Origin of the sequence: Shewanella sp. SP2S2-6 (assembly GCF_031931965.1) — a bacterium.
Taxonomy (GTDB): Bacteria; Pseudomonadota; Gammaproteobacteria; order Enterobacterales; family Shewanellaceae; genus Shewanella; species Shewanella baltica.
This window is the reverse complement of record NZ_JAUOEQ010000021.1, coordinates 53790-77737: the sequence shown is the minus strand read 5'-3', so window position 1 is coordinate 77737 and position 23948 is coordinate 53790. Positions and strand designations below refer to the sequence as shown.

Below are 23948 nucleotides of genomic sequence, written 5' to 3'. Positions count from 1 at the left end.
TGCCGCCAACGGTCACTTACATGCCTGTGCTTAATCTTGCCAATCCCTACAGTAATCTGACCCCTTCTTACAAACATACACTCTGTAAATTTAACAATAGGTGGCTCGTTAATTCATGGAAATAAGGTGTTTATTCAAGACTTATCTGGGTTTTTCTATAGCACGACACAACATCCCTCACCTCAACACTTTACCGAGTGAAGTGGAGGCACCGAAAACATTACTTAAGATGGATGGAACTATTTGCTTTACAATATTAGGTCGCGATCAGTTAAGACATCAGCCAAAAACGACAGATAGGATATTGACTTTAGGGAGTTAATCTCCGTACCGTAGTCTAGATGAAGTTTAGAGCCATGTAGAATGCCGTGTCTATTGGGAGCTTTGCTCTTCTGTATAGGTTTACTGCTACTATCAATATCTCGGCAAAACTGCGTTTCATATACCAATAATGAGAGGGGTATTTTTGCTTCGGGATTATTATCGATAATCTCTTTGAGCTTAACTCTTCTATTTTGTAGATCAGTATATAAATAGTTGCCTAGCACTTCTTCGCATATACCATCAGCTTGAGACAAAAAGAGAGGAATTGCTGCTATAAAATTTTTCTGTTCATGAAGGTCAAAAGCTGTATTTAAAATATCTGCTCTTGCTGGAAAGGAACTTACTAAATACTTACGAATGTCGTTAGTATGAGGGGCTGTTTCAGCTATCATGTATGCATCAAACTGCTCTTGTCCTTTGTCCACATATTTAGCAAAGTCGTAGCTAATAAGAAAGCTAGGGAACCAACCCATTCTAGCCGCTTTTCGCCATATAGACTGATGTCTGTCTTCTAATCCATTAAGCTCATGAAATAGCTCGATAATCTCATCACGATTATGCTCCACAAAAACATTAAACTCTTTCGAGAATTCTGTAAGAAAAACTTGAAGTGTTCTGGAAAAATTCTCATTCATTACTGGACCTTAATTTAATAAATTCACAAAAGCTCGGACATACAAAATGCTCTTGGTATTAACAGCCAACCCCAAAGCGACAGGAGTTCACCTCCCCTCGGAGTTGCCGCAGGGCGAATAGACAAGTTGCGTGAGTCTCGCCATGGATGGCGAGCTAGCTTTCGTAGGTGCAGGGACGCATCCTTCGGAAGCGATAGCAAATTTGGCTATGAGCACAAGGGGCTTTCAACTCCGTTGGGGGCGTCTTGGAGAATCCAAGGAGGATAGGACGAGCAGTCCTCCTTGGTCGGGTGTGGGGTGAAGCCCCACGACCTTGATTCACCTCGGCCGTAAGGCCGCAAACGTATAGTCAGCCAACATTAAAACTCAATTATTACAAACACTTTCCATCCGCTGAATCATCGGAAGAAAGTGCTCGACTAATGCCGCCGAAGATGACATTCAAGAAGCCGATACCAACATCTTTTTGTCGCTCATCGGCGCTGCCCGTATCGTGGCCGCTCGCCTCACGCATACTTTGATTATTGTTGGTTCCGCGTACAAAATCGCAGGACGCATTGCTGGTATTGTTCACAGAACAGGCACTGAGCAAAGCGATCATTAGGCCGCAAAGGGCAAGGATTAATCTTGGCATATTAGTTCAACACTTCTTCTAATGCCTTGAGGCATAAAGAAACATTCTCACGGCGGGCACCAAAGCCCATTAGACCGATACGCCATGCTTTACCCGCAAGGGCACCAAGGCCTGCGCCGATTTCGAGGTTGTAATCCTTCAGCAAACGAGTGCGCACTGCGGCATCATCGACACCTGCGGGGATATAAACCGTATTCAGCTGCGGTAGGCGATAGTCTTCGGCCACTACAAAGTTAAGCCCTAACTTTTCCAGCCCAGCACGCAGTACTAAATGCATTTCGTGATGGCGTTGCCACGCATTCTCTAAGCCTTCGGCCGCCAAAATACGCAGGGATTCATGCAGTGCATAAAGCGCGTTCACTGGCGCAGTGTGATGATAACTCCGTTTGCCGCCCGCGCTGGTCCAATAGGCCATAACAAGACTTTGATCGAGGAACCAACTTTGCACAGGAGTTTTACGATTCTTGAGTTTTTCTACCGCTGCGATCGAGAAAGACACAGGTGATAAACCCGGTACACAGGAGAGGCACTTTTGACTGCCGGAATAAATGGCATCTATGCCCCATTCATCAACTCTTAACTCGACGCCACCAAGGGAAGTCACGGCATCGACGATTGATAAGCAACCGTATTGTTTGGCTAATGCGCACAAGGTTTTGGCATCGGACAGCGCGCCAGTAGAGGTTTCTGCGTGCACAAAGGCTAAAAATTTGGCATCGGGATTGGCTTTCAGCGCCGCTTCAACCGCAGCAGGGTCGACAGGTGCGCCCCAATCATTGTCCACCAGCACTGCAATGGCGCCAACGCGCTCGACGTTTTGGCGCATACGCTCACCAAACACACCGTTACGACAGACAATAACTTTCTCACCCGGCTCGACTAAGTTTACGAAACAGGTTTCCATGCCCGCACTGCCCGGCGCGGATACTGCCATAGTCATTTCGTTTTTAGTTTGGAAGGCGTATTGGATCAGGCTCTTAAGCTCATCCATCATGCCGACAAACAGCGGGTCTAAGTGGCCAATTGTCGGTCTGGACTGCGCCGCAAGCACTTCGGGATAAACATCCGACGGGCCTGGGCCCATCAAAATACGGCGAGGAGGATTAAAAGCGGTAAAACGCGGTGCTGGTAACATCATGTCTCCTTAATGCGTGCAGGTCGAAGTCTCGTTGTTATTCGTTAGCCGTTCTGTTTTAAGAAACTGCCAGTTAATCGTTAACGGGTTAAGTCAGTAACTTAACTGTTACGTATTAATCGGCGGCTAGAGTATTAAGTCTACAAAACTACCACAAAAAAGGGCGCATGTGCGCCCCTCCTTTAGCCTAACTTTAACTTAACTTGTGCCTAACTTTGCCTAAAATGTCATCGCGTCGATCTAAGCTATGTGCATCACAGCGAACGCTATAAGACTTTGTTGCCGTTACCCGCATTTAAAAACAGCTGATAGGCAGGACTTTGGGTTTCCTCTTGATAGACGAAACCCAACTCAGTTAAAAACTGTTGGAACGGCAAAGCATCACTCTCGGGCACTTCAAACCCCGCCAGCACTCGGCCAAAGGCCGCGCCGTGGTTGCGATAATGGAACAGACTGATGTTCCATTTGCTCTGCAAGGTGGTTAAAAACTTCAGCAGCGCACCGGGATGTTCGGGGAATTCGAAGCTAAACAAACGCTCTTCTAAAGGCTCAGGTGGATGACCGCCGACCATGTAGCGCACATGCAATTTCGCGGTTTCATCGCCGGATAAATCCTGCACTTCAAAATCGTTAGCCTCTAAGGTAGCGATGATTTGTTCAAGTTCGCCTTGGCCTCGGCTTAAGCGAATGCCAGCAAATACCACGGCCAGATCGCGACTACTGAAACGATAGTTGAACTCAGTCATCACCCGCTTATCGAGTAACTCACAGAATTTTAAGAAACTTCCCGGACGTTCAGGGACTTTCACCGCCAGTACCGCTTCTTTTTGCTCACCGAGTTCGCAGCGCTCCGACACATAACGCAGACTGTGGAAATTCACATTCGCGCCACTCAAAATCGCGGCGACTTTCTCGCCTTTACCGCTGTCGCCACTGGCATTGGCGCTGACATATTTTTTAAGCCCAGCCAAGGACAAAGCCCCTGCGGGTTCAGCAATCGCACGGGTATCTTCGAAGATATCTTTCACCGCAGCGCAGATTTCATCCGAGGTCACAGTGACCACTTCATCGACATACAGTTTTGCGACTCGAAACGGCTCAGTGCCAATACGCTTCACCGCCACACCGTCGGCAAATAAACCGACTTGTGCCAGTGTCACCGGCTCGCCCGCTTCCATCGCCGCCTTTAAACAGGCGGCATCTTCAGGCTCGACGCCGACAATTTTCACCTGCGGCATCACCGCCTTGTAATAGGCAGCAATACCCGCGATTAAACCGCCGCCGCCCACGGGCACAAATACCACTTCGAGATCGCGCTGCTGCTGCAACATCTCTTGGGCGATAGTGCCTTGGCCTGCGATCACGGCTTCATCATCAAAGGGCGCGATATAGACTCGGCCCTCTTCTTTAGCCAGCGCCATCGCATAGCCATTTGCTTGATCGAAGGCTTGGCCGTGCAATACCACGTTGCCACCTAAACGGCGCACCGCATCGACTTTAATATCGGGCGTTGTCTCTGGCATCACAATCACAGCATCCACACCGCGACTCGCCGCCGACATCGCCACACCCTGAGCATGATTGCCTGCCGAAGCGCACACCACGCCGCGCTGACATTCTTCTTTCGTCAGCTGGGCGATACGGTTATAGGCACCGCGTAACTTGAAGGAATGCACTGGCTGCATATCTTCGCGCTTCAAAAATACCTGACAACCTAAACGCGCCGATAACTTGTTCATACTTGAAAGCGGCGTCACTTTCGCTATGTCATACACAGATGACAACAGGATTTTTTGCAGATAGCTTTGTGCCAACTGAAAATGTGCTAAATCCGTCCGAGCTTGCGATGCAAGTGGCAACATATTAGTCCTCCAGTTTACTGCGATCGCGCACCGCGCCCTTATCGGCACTGGTGGCGAGCATGGCGTAGGCCTTAAGCGCGAGTGATACATAACGTTGGCGACCGATAGGTTTCCACGCCATTGGGCCAAGACTGTGCATTTTTTCGCGGCGAGCATTGAGTTCAACATCACTTACTGCCAACTTGATACTGCGCTTTGGTATATCAATTTCGATGCGATCGCCATTTTCAATCAAGGCGATTGTGCCACCCGCAGCCGCTTCGGGTGAGACGTGGCCGATAGATAAACCTGAAGTGCCACCGGAGAAACGACCGTCGGTGATCAGCGCACAGGCTTTACCTAAGCCACGTGATTTTAAGTAACTGGTTGGGTACAACATTTCTTGCATACCCGGGCCGCCTTTCGGGCCTTCGTAACGGATAACAACCACATCACCCGCCACCACTTCGCCACCTAAAATACCCGCCACTGCGTCATCTTGGCTTTCATAGACGCGCGCCGAGCCAATAAAGGTCAGATTCGATTCATCCACGCCCGCCGTTTTAACGATACAGCCGTTTTCGGCCACGTTGCCCGACAATACGGCAAGCCCGCCCTCTTGGCTGAAAGCAAACTCGCGGCTACGGATACAACCTTCTTGCCTGTCGTTATCCAGTGACGGCCAGCGACAATCTTGGCTAAAGGCTTTCGTGGTGGGAATGCCCGCAGGCCCCGCCATAAAGAAGTGTTTTACCGCGTCATCTTGGGTTTGCATTATGTCGTACTTGGCGAGCACCGACTTTAAATTGCCACCCTCATCCGCCGCCACATGGAACACATCGGTATGCAGCAATCCGGCTCTGTCTAGCTCGCCTAAAATCCCCATCACGCCGCCCGCACGGTGCACGTCTTCCATATGGTATTTAGGCGTCGATGGCGCAACCTTACAAAGGTGCGGCACCAGGCGCGACATACGGTCAATATCCGACATGGTAAAATCAACATCAGCTTCCTGCGCGGCGGCCAATAAATGCAATACAGTGTTAGATGAACCGCCCATGGCGATATCTAAGGTCATGGCATTTTCGAAGGCTTTAAAGTTGGCGATATTGCGTGGCAATGCCGATTCATCATCTTGATGATAATAACGTTTTGCCAGCGCCATCACGCGGCGCCCCGCTTCCAAAAACAGCTCGCGGCGATCCGCGTGGGTTGCTAGCATAGAGCCGTTACCCGGCAGCGATAATCCTAGTGCTTCGGTTAAACAATTCATTGAATTGGCGGTAAACATGCCTGAGCAAGAGCCGCAGGTTGGGCACGCGCTACGCTCGATTTTGGCACTGTCTTCATCGCTCACATTCGAGTCGGCGCCCGCCACCATAGCATCGACTAAATCGAGTTTGATGAGCTTATCCGACAGCTTAGTTTTGCCCGCTTCCATCGGTCCACCAGAGACAAACACGACGGGAATATTAAGGCGCAGCGCCGCCATCAACATGCCGGGGGTAATTTTGTCGCAGTTGGAGATACACACTAAGGCATCGGCGCAGTGGGCGTTAACCATGTATTCCACACTGTCGGCGATAAGTTCACGCGATGGCAGACTGTACAGCATGCCGCCGTGGCCCATGGCGATACCGTCATCGACGGCGATCGTATTGAATTCTTTGGCGATACCGCCCGCTTCTTCAATGGCGCTCGCGACGAGTGAGCCCATATCTTTTAAGTGCACGTGGCCCGGTACAAACTGAGTAAAGGAGTTAGAAATAGCGATAATTGGCTTACCAAAATCATTGTCTTTCACCCCTGTGGCGCGCCATAACGCACGGGCACCCGCCATATTGCGGCCTTCGGTACTGGTAGCTGATCGTAACTTTGGCATTGACTGTATCCTTTATCTCAAATCGAAAATCGTATTCTTAATTCACATGGCGAATGCTGCACTTGCCGCATTCCCCTCAATATCTGGCACTCATAGTCACTCAACATCATGGACTAAAATGCACCTAAGCAAGGCCTTAAGCATTCGCCGTTTGTTGCAAGCTCAGCGGTAACAATACCTTACATTGAGTCACATCAATCAGTTTATTCAGCTGATTACTTAACAGTTCGATGGCACGTTCGCTATCGACTTCCATATCCAGCGACAGGCTAGCATCGTCATTCATGCGCATCTGCATTTGGGTAATCGTAAAGCCACGATGGCGAGTCACGCGTAAAACACGCTCAAGCACTTCGGGGCGTTGTTGAACCGTTAATTCCAGAGAGTGGATCATGTTTGTTTCTCCATTTCGTCCATCATATCGCTGTTTGATGCGCCGGGGGGCACCAGTGGCCAAACGTTAAAAGCATCGTCGATTGCAACGTGTAACAAATACGGGCCCTTAGCCGCTAACATTTCGGTTAAGGCTTCTTCCACTTCGTCGGAAGAGAAAATCGTGCGGCCGGGAATATCAAAGGCGGAGGCCAATAAAACAAAATCTGGGTTATCGGATAAATCCGTTTCACTGTAGCGCTCTTCAAAGAATAGCTGTTGCCACTGCTTCACCATGCCAAGCTTTTGGTTATCAACCAGCACGATTTTCACTGGCAGCTTGCGGCGTTTGATGGTGGTCAACTCCTGCACATTCATCATGAAAGAACCATCGCCAGACACAGTAACTACAGTGGCATCGGGACGGGCCACTTGCGCACCAATGGCGGCGGGTAAGCCAAAGCCCATAGTGCCTAAGCCCGCGCTGGACAGATGATCTTCTGGGCGGCGGAACCACATATGCTGGGCCACCCACATTTGGTGCTGACCCACGTCGCAACACACTACGCTGTCTTCGGGTAATTTATTGGCTAAACGGCGCAGCAACGCTGGGGCATAGATCAAACTGCCGGGGTGTTGATAATCCCATTGGTGCTTACGGGATAAATGCTCCACCTCGGCCTGCCAAGGGGTGATGTTCATCGACATGGCTAAGGCAGGTAAGATTTGGCGTAAGTCACCGGCGATTGCCACCTCTGGCATACGTAACTTGCCCAGCTCAGCGGCGTCTATGTCTAAATGGATCACTTTGGCCTTGTCGGCAAAGCTCGCTAAACGGCCGGTGACTCGGTCGTCGAAACGGGCGCCAACCACGATCAGCAAATCACAATCCTGTACCGCTAAGTTAGCCGCCTTGCCACCATGCATACCTAACATGCCTAAGTAGCCGGGTGTGCCATGGGCGATACAGCCCAGCCCTTTCAAGGTTGCGACCGAAGGTATGCCCGTCACTTTGATAAACTCACGCAGTTGATCGACCGCGCCCGCCATGCCCACACCGCCGCCGACATACAACATAGGTTGTTTAGCCTCAGCCAACAGCGCACGGGCGGCCTCAATATCACTCATCTCGGCTTGGGGTTCATTGGTGACGGCCAGCAAAGGGGTGCGATATTCCAATTGGGCGATTTGGATATCCTTCGGGATATCGACCAGCACAGGGCCAGGGCGACCAGATGCGGCGATTTCGAAGGCTTGATACAAGGTTGGGATCAGGTCGTTGACGTCTGTCACCATGAAACTGTGCTTAGTGCAGCTCAGTGACATGCCCAGCACGTCGATTTCTTGAAAGGCGTCGGTGCCGATAACGGCGGTAGAAACTTGGCCTGTGATGGCCACCATAGGCACAGAATCTAACAGCGCGTCGGCTAAGGAAGTGATCAGGTTAGTCGCGCCAGGGCCTGAAGTCGCAAAGCACACACCAGTTTTACCGCTGGCTCTTGCGTATCCTACGGCGGCAAAGGCGGCGCCTTGTTCGTGACGGCTGAGCAGATGTTCGACAGGGCTTCCATAGAGGGCATCGTATATTGGCATAATGGCACCACCTGGGTAACCAAACACTGTGGTGACTCCATGTGCTGCTAACACTTTAATTACCGCATCTGCGCCTCTGATCATCTGCCCTGGTTCCATATTCTCTCTCGCTACGTTAGTCCTGAATTGCCGAAAATCGACGCTAATTTTTTACTCTTTCGAAGCTTAGGACCTTGCTCTAGGCCCTAAAACGAAGAACCCCCCGGTCCTTTCGGAGCGGGGGGTTCTTTCGAAACTTCTAACCTTTTAGGTCTATCAGTTCGCCATGCGCCGCCCCCGCTGTGATTTAATAATCACGACGGTAATAATCACGAGAATGAGCTTGGCAGCTTGGTTAAACATCAATATGGATTCCTAATCGGTGTTTCTAAAATTGGGATATTGCATGAAAGTTAGTTTCGCTTTGGACTTTGCCCTACCGCGAGCTATTAGCTTTACCATAAAGCGACAGCCAAACACAATAAAAAATATCTTTTGTCAAAAAAAATTCAGCTTCCCTGCCGAGACAATGCAAAACAACAAAGTAAAACGTTAACTGTTGATCCTCAGTCGGCGCGATTCACCTACCGCAGGATTCATTCACTGAACGCGCATTTACCATCGAACGCTCACTGAAGATTCACTCACTAACTATTAACTCACTAACAATGTCGTTTTTGCCCGCTCGACAACCCACTGAACAGGAAAAAATTTGTTTCTCACTAAGCAGATTCATCACTAAGCAAGCTCAAGATGCGCGTTTCAGTCTCTGAGATTGCTTGGGAACTGAGCTGAGAACCAAGTCCTTTGAGTCTCAACCCTCTCCCCCAAAGTTGGGCTTAATTTAAGCTCAACTAAATCTCAGCTAAAACTCAATTAGGCCTCAACAATGCTCTTCATATCTGTCATGTAACCGCGAAGTTCAGCGCCAACATATTCCACAGCCGTTTCACGAATCGCTTCGTTAACTGCGATGAGCGTTAGGTTGTCGACACCGGTTGCGCTGTCTTTCAGGCCAGCACCTAAATACTCAGATGACATGGCATTAACGTAATCGCGCAGCATAGGTACGGCGGCGTGATTGAACAGGTAGCAACCGTATTCGGCCGTGTCTGAAATCACCACGTTCATTTCGTACAAACGCTTACGGGCAATTGTGTTGGCGATAAGTGGGGTTTCGTGCAGTGACTCATAATAAGCCGACTCTTCTACGATACCCGCAGACACCATAGTATCGAACGCCAGTTCCACACCCGCTTTGATCATAGCGACAAGGAAAATACCTTTGTCGAAATAAGTCTGTTCGTCGATATGCTCGCTCGATACGGGTGCATTTTCGAAACCTGTTTCGCCAGTTTCGGCTCTCCAACGCAGTAAGTTCGCATCATCGTTCGCCCAGTCTTCCATCATAGTGCGAGAGAATTCGCCGCTGATGATGTCATCCATGTGCTTTTCAAATAATGGCTGGAGGATTTCTTTTAAATCTTCTGCAATTTCAAATGCTTTAATCTTAGCTGGATTAGATAAACGGTCCATCATGTTAGTGATGCCACCGTGTTTCAGCGCTTCAGTGACCGTTTCCCAACCTTGCTGGATAAGCTTGGCCGCGTAGCCTGGCTCAACGCCATCGGCGATCATTTTCTCGTAACCTAAGATGGCGCCCGTCTGCAACATACCGCACAGAATGGTCTGCTCGCCCATCAGATCTGACTTCACTTCGGCGATGAAAGACGACAGTAAAACACCGGCTCTGTCTCCACCCGTTGCGCTAGCGTAGGCTTTAGCTATCTCTAAGCCGTCACCGTCTGGATCGTTTTCTGGGTGAACCGCAATAAGGGTTGGCACACCAAAACCACGTTTGTATTCTTCACGCACTTCAGTGCCTGGGCACTTAGGGGCAACCATCACCACAGTGATATCGGGACGAACTTGCATGCCCTCTTCAACGATGTTGAAGCCGTGTGAGTAAGACAAGGTAGAACCTTGCTTCATCAGTGGCATAACCGCGTTAACCACGTTGGAATGCTGTTTGTCCGGCGTCAGGTTAAGGACCAGATCCGCCGCGGGTATTAATTCTTCAAAGGTACCGACACGGAAACCGTTGTCGGTCGCTTTCTGCCATGAGGCACGTTTCTGTTCAATCGCTTCAGGACGCAGGGCAAAAGAGATATTCAGACCCGAATCACGCATGTTCAAGCCTTGGTTAAGACCTTGAGCACCACAACCTAAAATAACAATATTCCAATCTTTGATGTAGTTACAGCCGTCGCTAAACTCAGAACGATCCATGAAACGACATTGGCCAAGCTGTGCTAATTGTTGACGTAAATTCAGAGAGTTAAAATAGTTAGCCATCTGATATACCACCTATAAGTCAGAAATTTTGGACGCAACCAAACTAACAGAATGTTACGACTTGGTTGTGATTGAAATCACTATAACCCATGCTTATCATTGCTTAAAATGATATATTCGAAACCTCATATTGCATTATGCGCAACGTCAACGGCAATCATGGATTCATAACACTGACAGTAATATCGGCACCAATATGCAGCACCGAATCACGCCATCACTCAAGCTAGGCTTAAGTTCAAACTAAACAGGATAAGCTCATGGATATTCGTACCCTCAAATTGTACTTGCACTTATGTGACAGTTTGCACTTCGCCAAAACGGCGGAGCAGATGCATGTGAGCCCATCGACCTTAAGCCGAGCCCTGCAAAGATTAGAAGAGGAAGTGAACGCTAAGCTGTTAGAGCGGGATAATCGCAGTGTGACCTTAACCCACGCGGGACGCGAGTTTAAGCTGTTTGCCGAGCAGACTTTGAACCATTGGAGCACGCTCAAGCACAGTATCGATCTCAAGCAGGACGTACTGCGCGGTCGGTTAAATCTGTATTGCTCGGTCACTGCTGCCTACAGTCATTTACCGGGTTTATTGGATTTATTCCGCCAAGAACATCCCTTCGTCGAGATTGCCTTAACCACGGGAGATGCGGCGAACGCACTGGCCGAAGTGCAGCAGAATCGCGCCGATATCGCCATCGCCGCCCTGCCCGATCCGTTTCCCAGCAGCTTACACTTTGCCAAAATCGACGATGTGCCGCTGTCGATTATCGCCCCAACCATACGTTGCGCGGTGCAGCAGCAGATTTCCCAAACGCCCATCGATTGGTCAAGCGTGCCCTTTATCATTCCGGACCATGGCCCCGGACGTCGCCGCGCCGATAACTGGTTCAAACAAATGGGCATCAGCCCAAATATTTACGCCCAAGTGTCAGGCCAAGAAGCGATCGCCTCTATGGTGGCGTTAGGCTGCGGCGTAAGCATGAGCCCAGAAGTGGTAATCAATAACAGCCCAGTGCGGGATCGCATTCAGTTACTAGCTTCTCCCGTTGCAATACCGCCCTTCGAGTTAGGTTGCTGCTGCAAAGTGAAGCGGCTCGACGATCCCATAGTCAATGCGTTTTTGGATGTGATTTAAACATCCGGTGAGTTGAGCTTATCGATAGGATCGATGCGCGTAACCAATAGCTGATCGACCTTGTAAGAATCGATATCGACCACCTCAAATTTATAGCCCGCATAGTTGACGAAATCGGTACGCTTAGGGATTTTACGCAGCATATACATCATAAAACCGGCAATGGTTTCGTAGTTCTGATTGTGCGGGAATTCTTCGATGCCGAAGGCGCGCATCACGTCAGTAATCGGTGTTACCCCATCTACTAACCAAGAGTTGCTATCACGGGCGATGATCTGCTCTTCGCTCTCGTGCAATGACCAAGCACCCATTACCGCGCGCTGCAAATCGTTGGTCGTAACAATCCCGACCACTAACGCATATTCGTTCATAACCACGGCAAAATCGGCGCGGCTATTCTTAAAATATTCCATTGCCTCAGATAGGCTCAAAGTATCGGGAATAATCAGCGAAGTGTGGACTAAGTTACTGCCTTTTAGGGTGATATTCTCACCGTTGATCACACGGATCAGCAATTCTTTTGCATCCACAAAGCCTTTGATCATATCTAACTGACCATCGCAGACGAGGAACTTAGTATGGGGATCTTCAGAAATCTTACGCTTGATATCTTCTTCGCTGTCTTGCAGTAAAAAGTACACTAAGCTTTCACGGGCCGTCATGGCAGAAGTTACAGAAACGGTTTGCATTTCAAACACATTTTCCATCATCTGTTGTTCACCGCGATCTAAAACTCCAGCTTCGGCGCCCGCATTCATCACAGCATAAATGTCGTCGGAGGTGATAGCATCGTTACGCACGGTTGGGATTTGCAGTAGTTTAAAGATGCCGCTCGCCATGCCATTGAAAAACCATACTAATGGACGCAATAGCACAATACAGAAAGACATAGGCCCAACAACGGCTAATGCGACTGGCTCAGGCATCGCCATCGCAATGCGTTTTGGCATCAAATCCGCCACCAGAATAAAGGCACTGGTGACGACAACAAAGGATAAAATAAAGCTCAGTTGGCTCAACCAAGGATCGGTCAGCAAAGGCGATAGTAATTCATAGAAATAAGGTCGAAATGCCGACTCACCGACGATACCGCCCATGATAGCAACGGCATTAAGCCCGATTTGTACCACAGTAAAAAAGCTGCCGGGAACGGCTTGTAACTGCAACACTTTTTCTGCGCGGGCATCGCCCTCATCGGCCAATTGACGTAAACGGATTTTACGTGAAGCGGCAAGTGCAATTTCTGACATAGAGAAGAAACAACTCGCGCCGATTAGGCACAATATAATCATCACGTTATCAAAGAGACTCATGTAACACCTTTCATTTAACACTGGACTAACTAGGACCAACCCGCGCTTTATGGCTCGCGAGTCAGCTGAATTCATTTAATTGGGGCACAGTTTGCTAGGGGTTATCCAGCCTACAAACCGTTCAAACGGCTGTGCCAGCTCCTTGCTACCCTAAGATAAAAAGCACTTACATTGCCGTTTTAGGCTGCTCTGAGTATATCTGCAAATTCACGGCTTAGGCGCGACTCGACATCATTAAGACATCTCAGTGCGGTGGCTTTGATATTGAGCTGCTAGAACGTACATTTAAGCCAATGGAATTGACTAGGCAGTCGTGGCTTTCGCTTAGTTGCGTTACGAGAAATACGTCCAGAATGGCAGCATGGATGTCACTCAGAGTGCATCGCTAAATCGACTATGGGCGACAGATTATATCTCATTTGCCGCCTAATATTACCTCACCTTGAGTAATTTTTATCTTAACGATGGATCTACAGCACAGTTTCATGCAAATGTTATCAATTAGTTAGCATGATTGAATGCGGTCTGTGACATAAAGAGGCTCAGCTGATTTAGCCTAAATATCGCCGGATGGCTAAATGACGAACGCTGATGACCTAAACATTACTTAAGCATGGAGATAGGACAATTTGAGGCTTAATCCCAATCATTAAGCGCAGAGAGCACCTAATGATGGAGCAATACTCAACTGGTGCCGAGCAACAAAAGACTGCAATAGGTATAGGTACAAGGCTGACTTGCCCCTATGCCATTAAATCACTTCAACTTCGACCCTATTACGCCCTTTATCCTTAGCGCGATAGAGACAAACATCGGCACGGCGTAACACGTCGGCCATCTTAAACCCCGAGACCTTATTTAATGGCAAAAACACGCTGCCAATACTAATCGTTACCACAGCCAACGGCGATGCTTGATGGGGAATACTGAGTTGCTCGACGAGATAACACAACTGCGTGGCAATGGCCGTTAACTGTGCCGGCGTGACGTGCTCAACAACTAAGGCAAACTCTTCGCCCCCGATGCGCGCCAATAAAGCATTGTGCGGCAGGATATCGCACTGCGCTAAGGCATCCGCCACGCGTTTAAGCACGACATCGCCTTCGAGATGACCGTAAGTGTCGTTGTAGGATTTGAAATAATCGACGTCCAACATCAACAGCCCCGCAGGCGTCTTGGTCTGTAGCACAGCCTCTAGCCTTTCGGTAAAAGGACGTCTATTCGCTAACCCAGTCAACTCATCGGTTTCGGCCATTTCTTTCAATTGAGTATTGGCAGAAACCAGCGCTTGTTGCAGCACTATCATTTGCCGCTCTTTTTGCTCGCGCAGCAGTAACTCGTTCAATGCGGAGGCGAACTGAGTCAGCATATTCTTTTTCTGGGCGTTCCAATTCAAGGGCCGCGACACAGTCGACAGCGAGAGTAATCCCAATAACTCTCCGGCATTTTTAATCGCAAAGGCAGCAATAGAGCAAATGCCCACGGATTTCATCACCTCATATTCCTGTGGTGAGAAGTCCTTTAACGCCTCAAGATCCTCAATCACTAAGGTCGATTCTGTTTCGAATTTTTTAGCAAGCTGAGTAATGTTGTCCACCGAAATCCCTTGGACCTTGTTAGCATGTAACTCGCTGGTCCAAAAACTGCGGTAATAAGCATGCTGTTGATGAAATTCGAGAATGCTCACTCTTTCAACATCAAACAACTGACCGATTTTGTGGCACACCTCAGCTAAGGTTTTATCCACATTGCAGGTGTCTATGCTTAAAAATTGCAACGAAATCTCTGCCAGCAACTGATTCGACTGCGACTGCCAGTCCAGTTCTTTGGTCCGCTCTTTCACTAAGTCCGACAATAAATGCTGCTGTTGCTGTAACGCACGTTGATGGCGTTTATTGATGGCGAGGTCGTTACGTATCCTTTGATACATGGCCTTAAGTGACAATGCCACATGGGCGATCTCGTCAGGACTGGCGGTCACCGTCTCTGGCACAGATAACTTCTTTAGCGATTTAAGATTGATTTTATTAGTAAAATCTTCCAATGCCGACAATCTATCCGTCACCATGAGTCGCACTAAGGTCAAGATCAAATAGATCATCAGCAGGGTCTTTAAGCCATTGCCAAGCACAATAAAAATCAACTGCCGCCACAGCTCGTAGTAAAGCTGGTTGGTGTCTAAGCCTACGGTTAAGGTTGCGATCAGTTGATCTTGATAAGTCACGGGATAATGAAACAGGGTTTGCGACTCGTCGTCGGTTAACAGCGGTTTACCCAACTGCATAGTGACACCGTCGATACTGTCTAAATGCACACTCGACACTAACGGCATCATTCCTAGACCAGAGAGCAAATCAGATAGCAGGCTGCGGTCAACGTCCCACAGCGACTTCGCCACACTCGGCAGAATAGATTCTGAATATTCGCGGATATCCGACGTGGCATTGTCGATACTATCCTGATAGTTCCAAATCAGCTGCACCAGCATAGTTAACACAGCAAAAAATGAGCTCACCCCGATAATTGTCAGCGTCATCTTATGACTAATAGAATGATTTCGATGCTTCATGTACACCCGTTATTACGCCTTGAAGGGCAACTTATTCAAAATCTGAGACTGGAAAATCTGTGGCCAATCCCGAGCAACTAACATTTGATAAAATGCCGAATCAGGCAGTAAAACGCCGAACAAGGTGACATTGTCATAGGGAATATAGCGCTTATGCTGCTGATAATATTGCAACTCAACCAAAGCTAACGCGCCAGCCATAAAGTGCCCGCCACCAATAATGCTCACCGCGTGTTGGCGACAAAGCTGTAAAATCTCAGGTGACGTATTGATCGTACTGACAAATACATCTTTACCCGAGACTAAGCCTTTTTCCTTCAATGCTTTAAGCACTCCAATCGCCATACGATCACTGGCGGTCCAAATCACGTTTAGATCGGGATAACGGTTCAGCAGAGTGAGCGCTTGACCATAAGCTACTGCGTCACTCCATTGGCCATAAACCGTTTGAGTCAGAGTGGCATTGGGCTGTATAAAGAAATAATCGCTGGCACCTTGGGTACGTAGCACTGAAGCAGGCGTCGACTTATCGCCCGAAATCAACAAAACTTTAGCCTGCTTTCCCTCTAAGTCGTCCATTAAGCCTTTAGCGGTCGCCGAACCTATAGCGTAATTATCGGGAATAATGGCGGGTAACAGATATTCTTGCCAATGGGGATCTTGCAGTAAAACATCACGTTCGCCGATAGAGATATCGTTTAAAATCAATTGCACGTAGATAGGATGTGGGGAAAGCGCTTGCAGCATTTTTATCGCGGATTGTTTTTCATTAACCAGAATAACGTAATTGGGTAGTACTTTTGCAGAAGCTAACAACTCATCGAGTTGGGTGATCATCTTGAAATGATTGCGATCGGAATGAATGATTTCGAGCTTAATATCGAGTGTCGTCGCCGCCTCCAGCATCAATTGGTCGACGTCCCCCCAAAAACTGTCATCGACAGCCCCGGGATTAAAAAATACAACATCGAGTTTAGCCCAAACTGCCCCACCAAACCCCGCAGTACAGATAAACACACACGCTAACATCCACGAACGCATAGGCGAGTTCTCCTCGACCATGTTCCCTCAAATGTCATCCTTCACAAGAGGTCACTTTATTATTATCGATTCACAACCTTGTTACCGCATCGCCGCCCAAAATGTTGCTAAAACCAGCAGCAGATGTTTCGATTAAACCACAAAATGATACAAAGTATACTTTATATGCTGACTATTTATTCCGACACCCTGTCTGTATAAGGAGTTCGAGTGGCTCAGTAGCAGAATGTTTATGGGGATGTAAGTGGCGGCCTTATGGTCAGTCTTGCGACCTAACCACGGAGAAAATGACGGGAACTTAAAAGGAATACAAGTTAGAACTCAGACGTTAATGCAGCCTAGCGGTCAAGTTGAATCAAGGTCGTTGGAAGGGGAACCATGATTTTCAGTGGAGGGTCAACCAACTGAGACTGTGCAACGATGCCCTCATATAATGGCATAGGTTGACTAATCTCCATTAACTGATTGAAATAATTAAATATAACTATCAAGCACTCAATCTATTCAGTGGTAATCATTTCTCCCAGAATCAATCCTTTATAACTCATATTCATTCAAAGGCACTAAATTGTGCTTGCGACTCTTCTTTTAATCGGTCGCAACATACATCTTCAATCGTCTCGATATACTCCAAGTGCTGTGTAGCCCGCATCGCCAAACAAAAAGGTTGGCTGTAGCCAACCTTTCAATGAACTAATAATCATAAATGCAGTAAATGCGTTCAAATTGACCCGACGCGAGATCGTCTCGATGGATAATAAAATTCAACTGCATCGAGTGCTCACTATAGACGACTTTGAACAGCACCAGATAATCTTCGGCATTGCCGCCTAACTCAGCTGCGGCGCGGAGTTCGGGTGCTTTATAGCGGCTATCACCATGGCCATTAATGCTGGCTATCCCATCGAAATAGGGCAGCGGCTGCTCGGGAACGAGCAATTCCTGCAGGTTGGATGACTGCCATTCAGGTAGTGCCGCCCACTGCGCTTGAGTGAAAATCTGCCCGGGAATTAACCCATGCTTATTCATTTTCATCAGATCAAAGAAATAGAGCTGATCTTGCCACTCTGGAGCCAATTCATCATCCACAAGGGCTTGTAGCACCATAGCTTGCTGCTGTTCTGGTAGCGCTTGTAAACGTGCCTTGGCTAACTTTAATAAATGCGGGTTGTCACTATTAATCATGTCAGTGGCTATCATCTTAATGCTGGCAATCCCCTGAAGTTGATAAGCCGCCTCATACTCATAGTTAGCACATACAGCATCGCTGAATTTAAGTTCGGCAATCGCTTTCCCAGAGTTAAGCTGCTGATCCTCAGCGACATAATAGACATGGCCGCGAAGCATTTCTGAGAATCGCCAGCGCTCCAAGAAGAATAACAATCGCCCCTCTCTGGGCAAGTAGGGTTGTAACACTTTCAGTTCGCTACAGTTGATCTGTGCGATAAATTGCATGGGCACACGGAAGGCCTCCGCCGCCTCGTCCCAATCCCATTGTTCCGACCACCAATAATGCTCCTCGATATACTCGCGAGTGTGGTCGAATTCCTCAGCGTAAGCATCCAGCATCTCCTCCCTTCCGACCAAGGTCACTGGGTAATCCATGTCGACAGGCAAATCCGGCAATCCACCCAGTCGGCTGTTACCTAACTGGGCATAGTCTTCGATTGCACTGGGATAGAGATCGACACTACTGCGAATAAACGCCGATAACGTATGGGCAAGATGCGGGTCTTTAACCTGCAACAACTTTTGCTCTAGCAGCTGCTGACGAATGGGGGAATTTTCTGCTAACAACATATCCATATTTACCTCACGACTCCAATGTTTGTTTTTTATCATTTCTATCAACTATTTGCCATCTTCAAATAAGGCAAATTGCCAAGCCTATCACACGATTAGCAAAGCCGGAGTCAACGGCTTGCTAATGAGAAGGGCAACGACCTAGGCGATAGGAAACCCCTCCCATTAATTACTGCTACACTCAAATTCAGCGAAAAAGATCAACAAAAGGATTTGTTTATGGCGATTGCCTGCGTCAATACCCGAGCCAGTTGTGGGGTCGAAGCTCCACAAGTCACAGTTGAAGTACATCTCAGCAACGGCTTACCAGCATTTAATCTTGTAGGCTTACCCGAAGCTTCGGTAAAAGAAGCTCGTGAGCGAGTACGCAGTGCCTTGATCAATGCGGGATTCGAGTTTCCAATGCGGCGGATAACCGTCAATCTCGCGCCAGCTGATTTACCTAAACAAGGTGGCCGCTACGACTTACCCATAGCCGTAGGCATATTGGCCGCATCAGAACAAATCCCCCTTAATAGCCTAAAAAATCTCGAGTTTGTCGGTGAACTGGCATTGTCTGGGCACATACGTTATTGCCAAGGATTATTACCGGCGATTATCGCCGCAAAGCGCCAAGACCATACCTTGATATTGCCGCTGGATAATCGCCACGATGCCGAGTTAGTCGGCTATCCCAATGTATTGTTTGGCTCGCACCTTCAGAGTCTGGCCGCTTATTTACAGGGGCAAAATCAACTGCCGACGTTAGCGCCACAATTAGAATGGATAAGCCAAGAGACGCCCGAGTCCCATACTTGCCTGAGCGATGTGATTGGCCAATATCAGGCCAAGCAAGCACTCGAAATTGCCGCGGCGGGAAACCATAACCTCTTGATGCTTGGCCCGCCAGGTACGGGCAAAACCATGCTTGCCAGTCGCATGATGGCGCTATTGCCCGCGCTTAATTATGAGGAAGCATTAGAAGTAGCAGCAATTCATTCCGTTGCTGGACTCGACATTAAACCGCAGCATTTTTTACAGCGACCCTTTCGCTCGCCACACCACACGAGTTCTTCGATTTCCCTCGTGGGCGGTGGCAGTATTCCCAAACCCGGTGAAATTTCCCTCGCCCACCGTGGCGTGCTGTTTTTAGATGAAGTGGCTGAATTTCCGCGTAAAGTCTTAGATTGCCTGCGCGAACCGATGGAAACCGGCGAAGTAGTGATTTCCCGCGCCGCCGCTAAGCTGACATTTTTGAGTCGCTTCCAATTAATCGCGGCGATGAATCCCAGCCCGAGTGGCGATATCGATAGCCAACACAGATCGAGCCCAGAACAAATTCAGCGTTATCTTTCGCGGCTTTCAGGCCCGTTTCTCGACCGTTTCGATTTAACCATTGAAGTCCCCAAACTCCCCGCGGGCACCTTAACTCAAGCCGCGCCGCAAACAGAGACCAGCCAAGATATCGCCAAACGAGTGAAACTAGCGCGTGAGCTGCAACTCGCCCGCGCTGGCGTGCTCAATAGTGAACTCACAGGGAAACAATTGAAACGCTTTAGCGGACTCAGTGACGCTGATTTAGTGTTTTTGGAGCAAAGCGTGGTAAAGCTTGGCCTCTCGGTTCGCAGTTTTCATCGTATACAAAGAGTTGCGCGCACGATTGCCGATCTGGAACAAGTGCCTAACACAGAACGCCGCCATATTGCCCAAGCACTGGGTTATCGCGCTATGGATAGATTACTCGCCCGCTTATCCCAGCAATATTAAGTTTGCCCGGGAATAAATGTTAACAAATGCACCGACCAGCAGTGCCTAAGATTGAGCCAAACGCCGACACCGAGTAACATAGGCCTCCAATTTTTGTCAGGGGGCTCGGATGGGAACGCTGTTTTCACAGATAAAAGGCTGTATCGCATTTTTAGGCTACGTTATAAATACCGTCTTTTGGACAATCCCAATCCTGTTGGTCAGTTTTATAAAACTGATACCTATCAGTTCGTTAAGGACTGCAACTAGCCATGTACTCGACTTTTGTGCCAGCGCTTGGATCAGTGTTAATGGCGTAATTGAACGCTGCTTACATCCCGTTAAGATTGAACTGAGTGGTGACACCGACTTTTCCACTAAAGAGTGGTACATGGTGATAGCCAACCACCAGTCTTGGGTGGATATCCTGATCCTGCAGCGGATTTTTAATCGAAAAATCCCTTTCTTGAAGTTTTTCCTCAAGCAAGAACTGATTTTTGTGCCGATTTTAGGCCTAGCTTGGTGGGCGCTCGATTTTCCGTTTATGCGCCGTTATAGCACGGCACAGCTACGTAAAAACCCTAAGCTAAAGGGCAAAGACATTGAAATTACACGTAAAGCCTGTGCTAAGTTCAAGGCTAAACCGGTAAGTGTGATGAACTTTGTCGAAGGCACCCGCATCAGCAAGGCTAAGCATCAAAAGCAGAACTCACAGTTCCAACATTTGTTAAAACCTAAAGCAGGCGGCATGGCCTTCGCACTATCGGCCATGGGTGAACAGATCCACAAGCTCGTCGATGTCTCCATTTATTACCCAGACGCAGTGCCAAGCTATTGGGACTACCTGACAGGCAAGTTGCCAAGCGTTAAAGTACACATCAAGGTTTCTGATATTGATCCTGCGATGCGCGGCGATTATATGAATGACCGCGATTTTAAAATTGGCTTCCAAGAACAACTGAATCAACTCTGGCTCACTAAGGATCAAGTGTTAAGCCAACTCGCTAGCCAAGCGAATAAAGAATAAAGGTAACGCCACTATGTTGAATTTCCTGCCCGGGCCAGTGTTGTTTATGCTGAGCTTAAGCTTGCTGATCATTAATACCGCCGTTTGGGGCTCGCTTATCAGCATAGGCGGAGTCGTAAAACTCGTGATGCCAGCGCAAAGTGCACGTAATGCGGTGACTGCGGTTATGAATCGTTTTATGTGGGCGTGGGCCTGCTGCAACGGTGGCATCTTGTATTTGATCGCTAAAATTGAGTGGGACGTCGAAGGGCTCGAAGGACTCGATAAAAACAGCTGGTACTTGCTGATCAGCAACCACCTCAGTGGCTTCGATATCGCCGCGCAAACTTATGTGTTACGCAACCATATTCCTATGTTGAAGTTCTTCCTCAAAAAAGAACTCATCTATGTGCCGATTATGGGACTGGGTTGTTGGGCGCTGGATATGCCATTTATGAACAGAACCAGCCCAGCAAAACTCAAGAAGAATCCAAAGCTTAAGGGCAAAGATTTAGCGACCACACGCCGCGCCTGCGAAAAATTTAAAAATATGCCCACGTCAATCATTAACTATGTTGAAGGCAGCCGGTTTACCCGTGATAAACATCAACGCCAAAACTCGCCTTATCAACATTTGTTACGCCCTAAAGCAGGTGGAATCGCTTTTACCCTATCGGCCATGGGTGAGCAATTTACTAACCTGCTGGATATGACAATTGTCTACCCAGATGCGCCTGACGATATTCTGTTTGGGGTGATGAACGGCAAGGTCAGCAAGATTATCGTGCGGATCAACGCCCTGCCCGTACCTCAAGTCGATCCAACGCGTTACTTCTCTGAGTCTGAGTATCGCGTCGAGTTCCAACGCTGGTTAAACCAAGTGTGGGCGGAAAAAGATCAACAAATTCATGCGTTACTGCAAACAAATCAAAATGTCGCGGATAGCGCCACCAGCACTAATCACACTCAAGCGAGCTAGATCTGCTCTAGTTCTTTTCTAACTTTGCTCTAGTTCGGCAACCCATGCCGCTGCAGCGGATAACTCACATTCATTGAATACGGTTATCCCTGCGGCGCTGAGTTTTTCAGCCGTTAATTCTTGCCCCGCGATTAATTGTTTCGCAAATTGACCATCGTAAATCTGCCTATTACCGCAGGATGGACTGCGAGCTTTTAGAATCGCCACTTTAATCCCTTCTTGCTGTGCCAGCTTAAGGGCGATATCGGCTCCCAGACTAAAAACGTGGGTCACATCCTCACCCTGAGCGGTTAAGATACGCTGTCCAACTCGCTCCGCAGGTGGTCTGGGTGTCGGCAAACCGCCAGTACATTCAGGACAAATCGCCACAATCCGCCCTTGCTCAAGCCACGTCTGTACAAGTTTGCTCTCCATCAAGTTATGACCACCGTCGTAGCGCACCGCTTGCCCGAGTAAACAACTACTCACTAACACTTTTTCCACTGTCACCTCCAAGCGTGTCATTCCGCCCATAGCATAACGCGAAGGACAAACATGCAAAATGCATTTGGACGATTTCCCCCAAAGCCATCAACACCTGCAACAAGAATGGACGGCAAAAACCACTTCATTGTTGACAATTTAATATTTAAAAATTCATAATCTAAAATATTAAAAACGAACAAATTAAAATAAAACGATAAAAATCAATAATAAAATCAGAATCCCATTGAAATATAGACTTACGTCTAAGTAAACACATTGTTGACAATCTGTCGAAGGAGGGCTATTTTTTACCCATTGTCGACAATCCTATTAATAGTGATGCGCTCTATGTTGAAGCAAGACACGACGTTCGTTTCTGATGACACTCAAGTTCCCCACCTGCATAAGGTCAAATCGACCTCGGCAGATAAAACGTCGACCACACTCGCCGATCAAATTTTGGTGCAGATCCAAACCAGCATCATCAAGGGCGAACTGCCTGCTGGCAGTAAAATTAACGAGCAAGCGCTGGCCGAAAAATACGGCATCAGCCGCGGCCCGACCCGCGAAGCCCTGCAAACCTTAGAAAGACAACGCTTAGTAGTGCGCGCACCCCATGTTGGCGCCCGCGTCGCTCAGCTGACAGTTAGCGAACTTAACGATTTATATCAACTGCGTAGCGTGCTTGAAGGCATGGCCTGCGAACTCGCCGCTAGTCGTATCACCCCAGAACAATTAGCCAAGTTAGAAGATTTGCTCGCCATGCAGGAAGCAGCGCTCGCAAAAGGTGATACCTACTTCCAAGAGGAAGGCGATGTCGATTTTCACTACCAAATTATTCAAGCCAGCGGTAACAAACATCTGCAGGAAACCTTAGTCGGCGGCCTGTATCACCTGCTGCGCATGTACCGCTACCAGTGCACCAATAAAAATCGCCCCATTAAAGCCATTGCCGAACACAGACGCATAGTCGAAGCAATTGCCCAGCGCGATGGTGAACTCGCCAGTTTGTTGATGCGTCGCCATATCGAACAGGGGCGTAAAAATACAGAATTACGCTTAATTGAATTGCAAGCCAATGCAGCCGCAAAAGAAACCTTAGCCAATATCAGCTAAGTTGATACGGCTCAATATGTCACTTCCCATAAATGGAAAAGGATAAGG

18 protein-coding genes are annotated in these 23948 nt (G+C 48.3%); 5 read left to right on the top strand and 13 right to left on the bottom strand.

Features of this window, described 5'->3' with window-relative positions:
- Positions 1–248 precede the first annotated feature (248 nt).
- The 8 genes from Q4Q57_RS14615 to ilvC all read right to left on the bottom strand — a co-directional run bounded on the left by Q4Q57_RS14615 (position 249) and on the right by ilvC (position 10750).
- Positions 249–959: a hypothetical protein gene (locus Q4Q57_RS14615; RefSeq protein ID WP_311891225.1), complete on the bottom strand. Its 711-nt coding sequence runs from the start codon at positions 957–959 to the stop codon at positions 249–251.
- A gap of 373 nt (positions 960–1332) precedes the next feature.
- The gene (locus Q4Q57_RS14610) at positions 1333–1593 is read right to left on the bottom strand and encodes a hypothetical protein (RefSeq protein WP_311891224.1); all 261 of its coding nucleotides are present in this window, start codon (positions 1591–1593) and stop codon (positions 1333–1335) included.
- A 1-nt stretch (position 1594) separates the two neighbouring features.
- Positions 1595–2728, bottom strand: a complete 1134-nt coding sequence (locus Q4Q57_RS14605) for an alanine--glyoxylate aminotransferase family protein (RefSeq protein ID WP_311891223.1) — start codon at positions 2726–2728, stop codon at positions 1595–1597.
- Between the two features lie 266 nt (positions 2729–2994).
- Positions 2995–4590, bottom strand: a complete 1596-nt coding sequence (ilvA, locus tag Q4Q57_RS14600; protein ID WP_311891222.1) for a threonine ammonia-lyase, biosynthetic — start codon at positions 4588–4590, stop codon at positions 2995–2997.
- Between the two features lies 1 nt (position 4591).
- Positions 4592–6451, bottom strand: coding sequence for a dihydroxy-acid dehydratase (gene ilvD, locus Q4Q57_RS14595; protein WP_311891221.1), 1860 nt, complete (start codon positions 6449–6451; stop codon positions 4592–4594).
- 136 nt (positions 6452–6587) lie between these two features.
- Positions 6588–6845: an acetolactate synthase 2 small subunit gene (gene ilvM, locus Q4Q57_RS14590; RefSeq protein ID WP_006083459.1), complete on the bottom strand. Its 258-nt coding sequence runs from the start codon at positions 6843–6845 to the stop codon at positions 6588–6590.
- Positions 6842–8515 (bottom strand): acetolactate synthase 2 catalytic subunit, encoded by a 1674-nt coding sequence (gene ilvG / locus Q4Q57_RS14585; protein WP_311891220.1) that lies wholly within the window; start codon positions 8513–8515, stop codon positions 6842–6844. Before ilvG ends, ilvM begins: the two co-directional genes overlap by 4 nt.
- 756 nt (positions 8516–9271) lie before the next feature.
- Positions 9272–10750 (bottom strand): ketol-acid reductoisomerase, encoded by a 1479-nt coding sequence (ilvC, locus tag Q4Q57_RS14580; protein ID WP_011848076.1) that lies wholly within the window; start codon positions 10748–10750, stop codon positions 9272–9274.
- Between the two features lie 260 nt (positions 10751–11010).
- On the opposite strand from ilvC, the gene ilvY reads away from it, so the two are divergent.
- Positions 11011–11883, top strand: a complete 873-nt coding sequence (ilvY, locus tag Q4Q57_RS14575; protein WP_106649164.1) for an HTH-type transcriptional activator IlvY — start codon at positions 11011–11013, stop codon at positions 11881–11883.
- On the opposite strand, the gene Q4Q57_RS14570 is transcribed toward ilvY, so the two are convergent.
- From Q4Q57_RS14570 to Q4Q57_RS14555, 4 genes are all read right to left on the bottom strand, one after another.
- The gene (locus Q4Q57_RS14570; protein ID WP_012090436.1) at positions 11880–13196 is read right to left on the bottom strand and encodes a hemolysin family protein; all 1317 of its coding nucleotides are present in this window, start codon (positions 13194–13196) and stop codon (positions 11880–11882) included. The two genes, ilvY and Q4Q57_RS14570, sit on opposite strands and share 4 nt — an antisense overlap.
- A 751-nt stretch (positions 13197–13947) precedes the next feature.
- Positions 13948–15732 (bottom strand): GGDEF domain-containing protein, encoded by a 1785-nt coding sequence (locus tag Q4Q57_RS14565; protein WP_311891226.1) that lies wholly within the window; start codon positions 15730–15732, stop codon positions 13948–13950.
- A 45-nt stretch (positions 15733–15777) separates the two neighbouring features.
- Positions 15778–16806 (bottom strand): ABC transporter substrate-binding protein, encoded by a 1029-nt coding sequence (locus tag Q4Q57_RS14560; protein WP_311891219.1) that lies wholly within the window; start codon positions 16804–16806, stop codon positions 15778–15780.
- Positions 16807–17499: 693 nt separating this feature from the next.
- Positions 17500–18612, bottom strand: coding sequence for a DUF1963 domain-containing protein (locus Q4Q57_RS14555; RefSeq protein WP_311891218.1), 1113 nt, complete (start codon positions 18610–18612; stop codon positions 17500–17502).
- A gap of 216 nt (positions 18613–18828) precedes the next feature.
- On the opposite strand from Q4Q57_RS14555, the gene Q4Q57_RS14550 reads away from it, so the two are divergent.
- The 3 genes from Q4Q57_RS14550 (at position 18829) to Q4Q57_RS14540 (ending at position 22319) form a co-directional block, all read left to right on the top strand.
- Entirely contained in the window at positions 18829–20355 is a 1527-nt protein-coding gene (locus tag Q4Q57_RS14550) for a YifB family Mg chelatase-like AAA ATPase (protein WP_006083468.1), read from the top strand.
- A 109-nt stretch (positions 20356–20464) separates the two neighbouring features.
- Positions 20465–21361, top strand: coding sequence for an acyltransferase (locus Q4Q57_RS14545; protein WP_311891217.1), 897 nt, complete (start codon positions 20465–20467; stop codon positions 21359–21361).
- Positions 21362–21374: 13 nt separating this feature from the next.
- Positions 21375–22319, top strand: coding sequence for an acyltransferase (locus Q4Q57_RS14540; RefSeq protein ID WP_012588763.1), 945 nt, complete (start codon positions 21375–21377; stop codon positions 22317–22319).
- Between the two features lie 18 nt (positions 22320–22337).
- Here the strand turns inward: Q4Q57_RS14540 and Q4Q57_RS14535 are convergent, their stop codons facing one another.
- Positions 22338–22832, bottom strand: a complete 495-nt coding sequence (locus Q4Q57_RS14535; RefSeq protein WP_311891216.1) for a DUF523 domain-containing protein — start codon at positions 22830–22832, stop codon at positions 22338–22340.
- A gap of 300 nt (positions 22833–23132) precedes the next feature.
- Here Q4Q57_RS14535 and Q4Q57_RS14530 point away from each other — a divergent pair, with 300 nt between their 5' ends.
- Positions 23133–23900: a GntR family transcriptional regulator gene (locus Q4Q57_RS14530; protein ID WP_311891215.1), complete on the top strand. Its 768-nt coding sequence runs from the start codon at positions 23133–23135 to the stop codon at positions 23898–23900.
- Positions 23901–23948 lie beyond the last annotated feature (48 nt).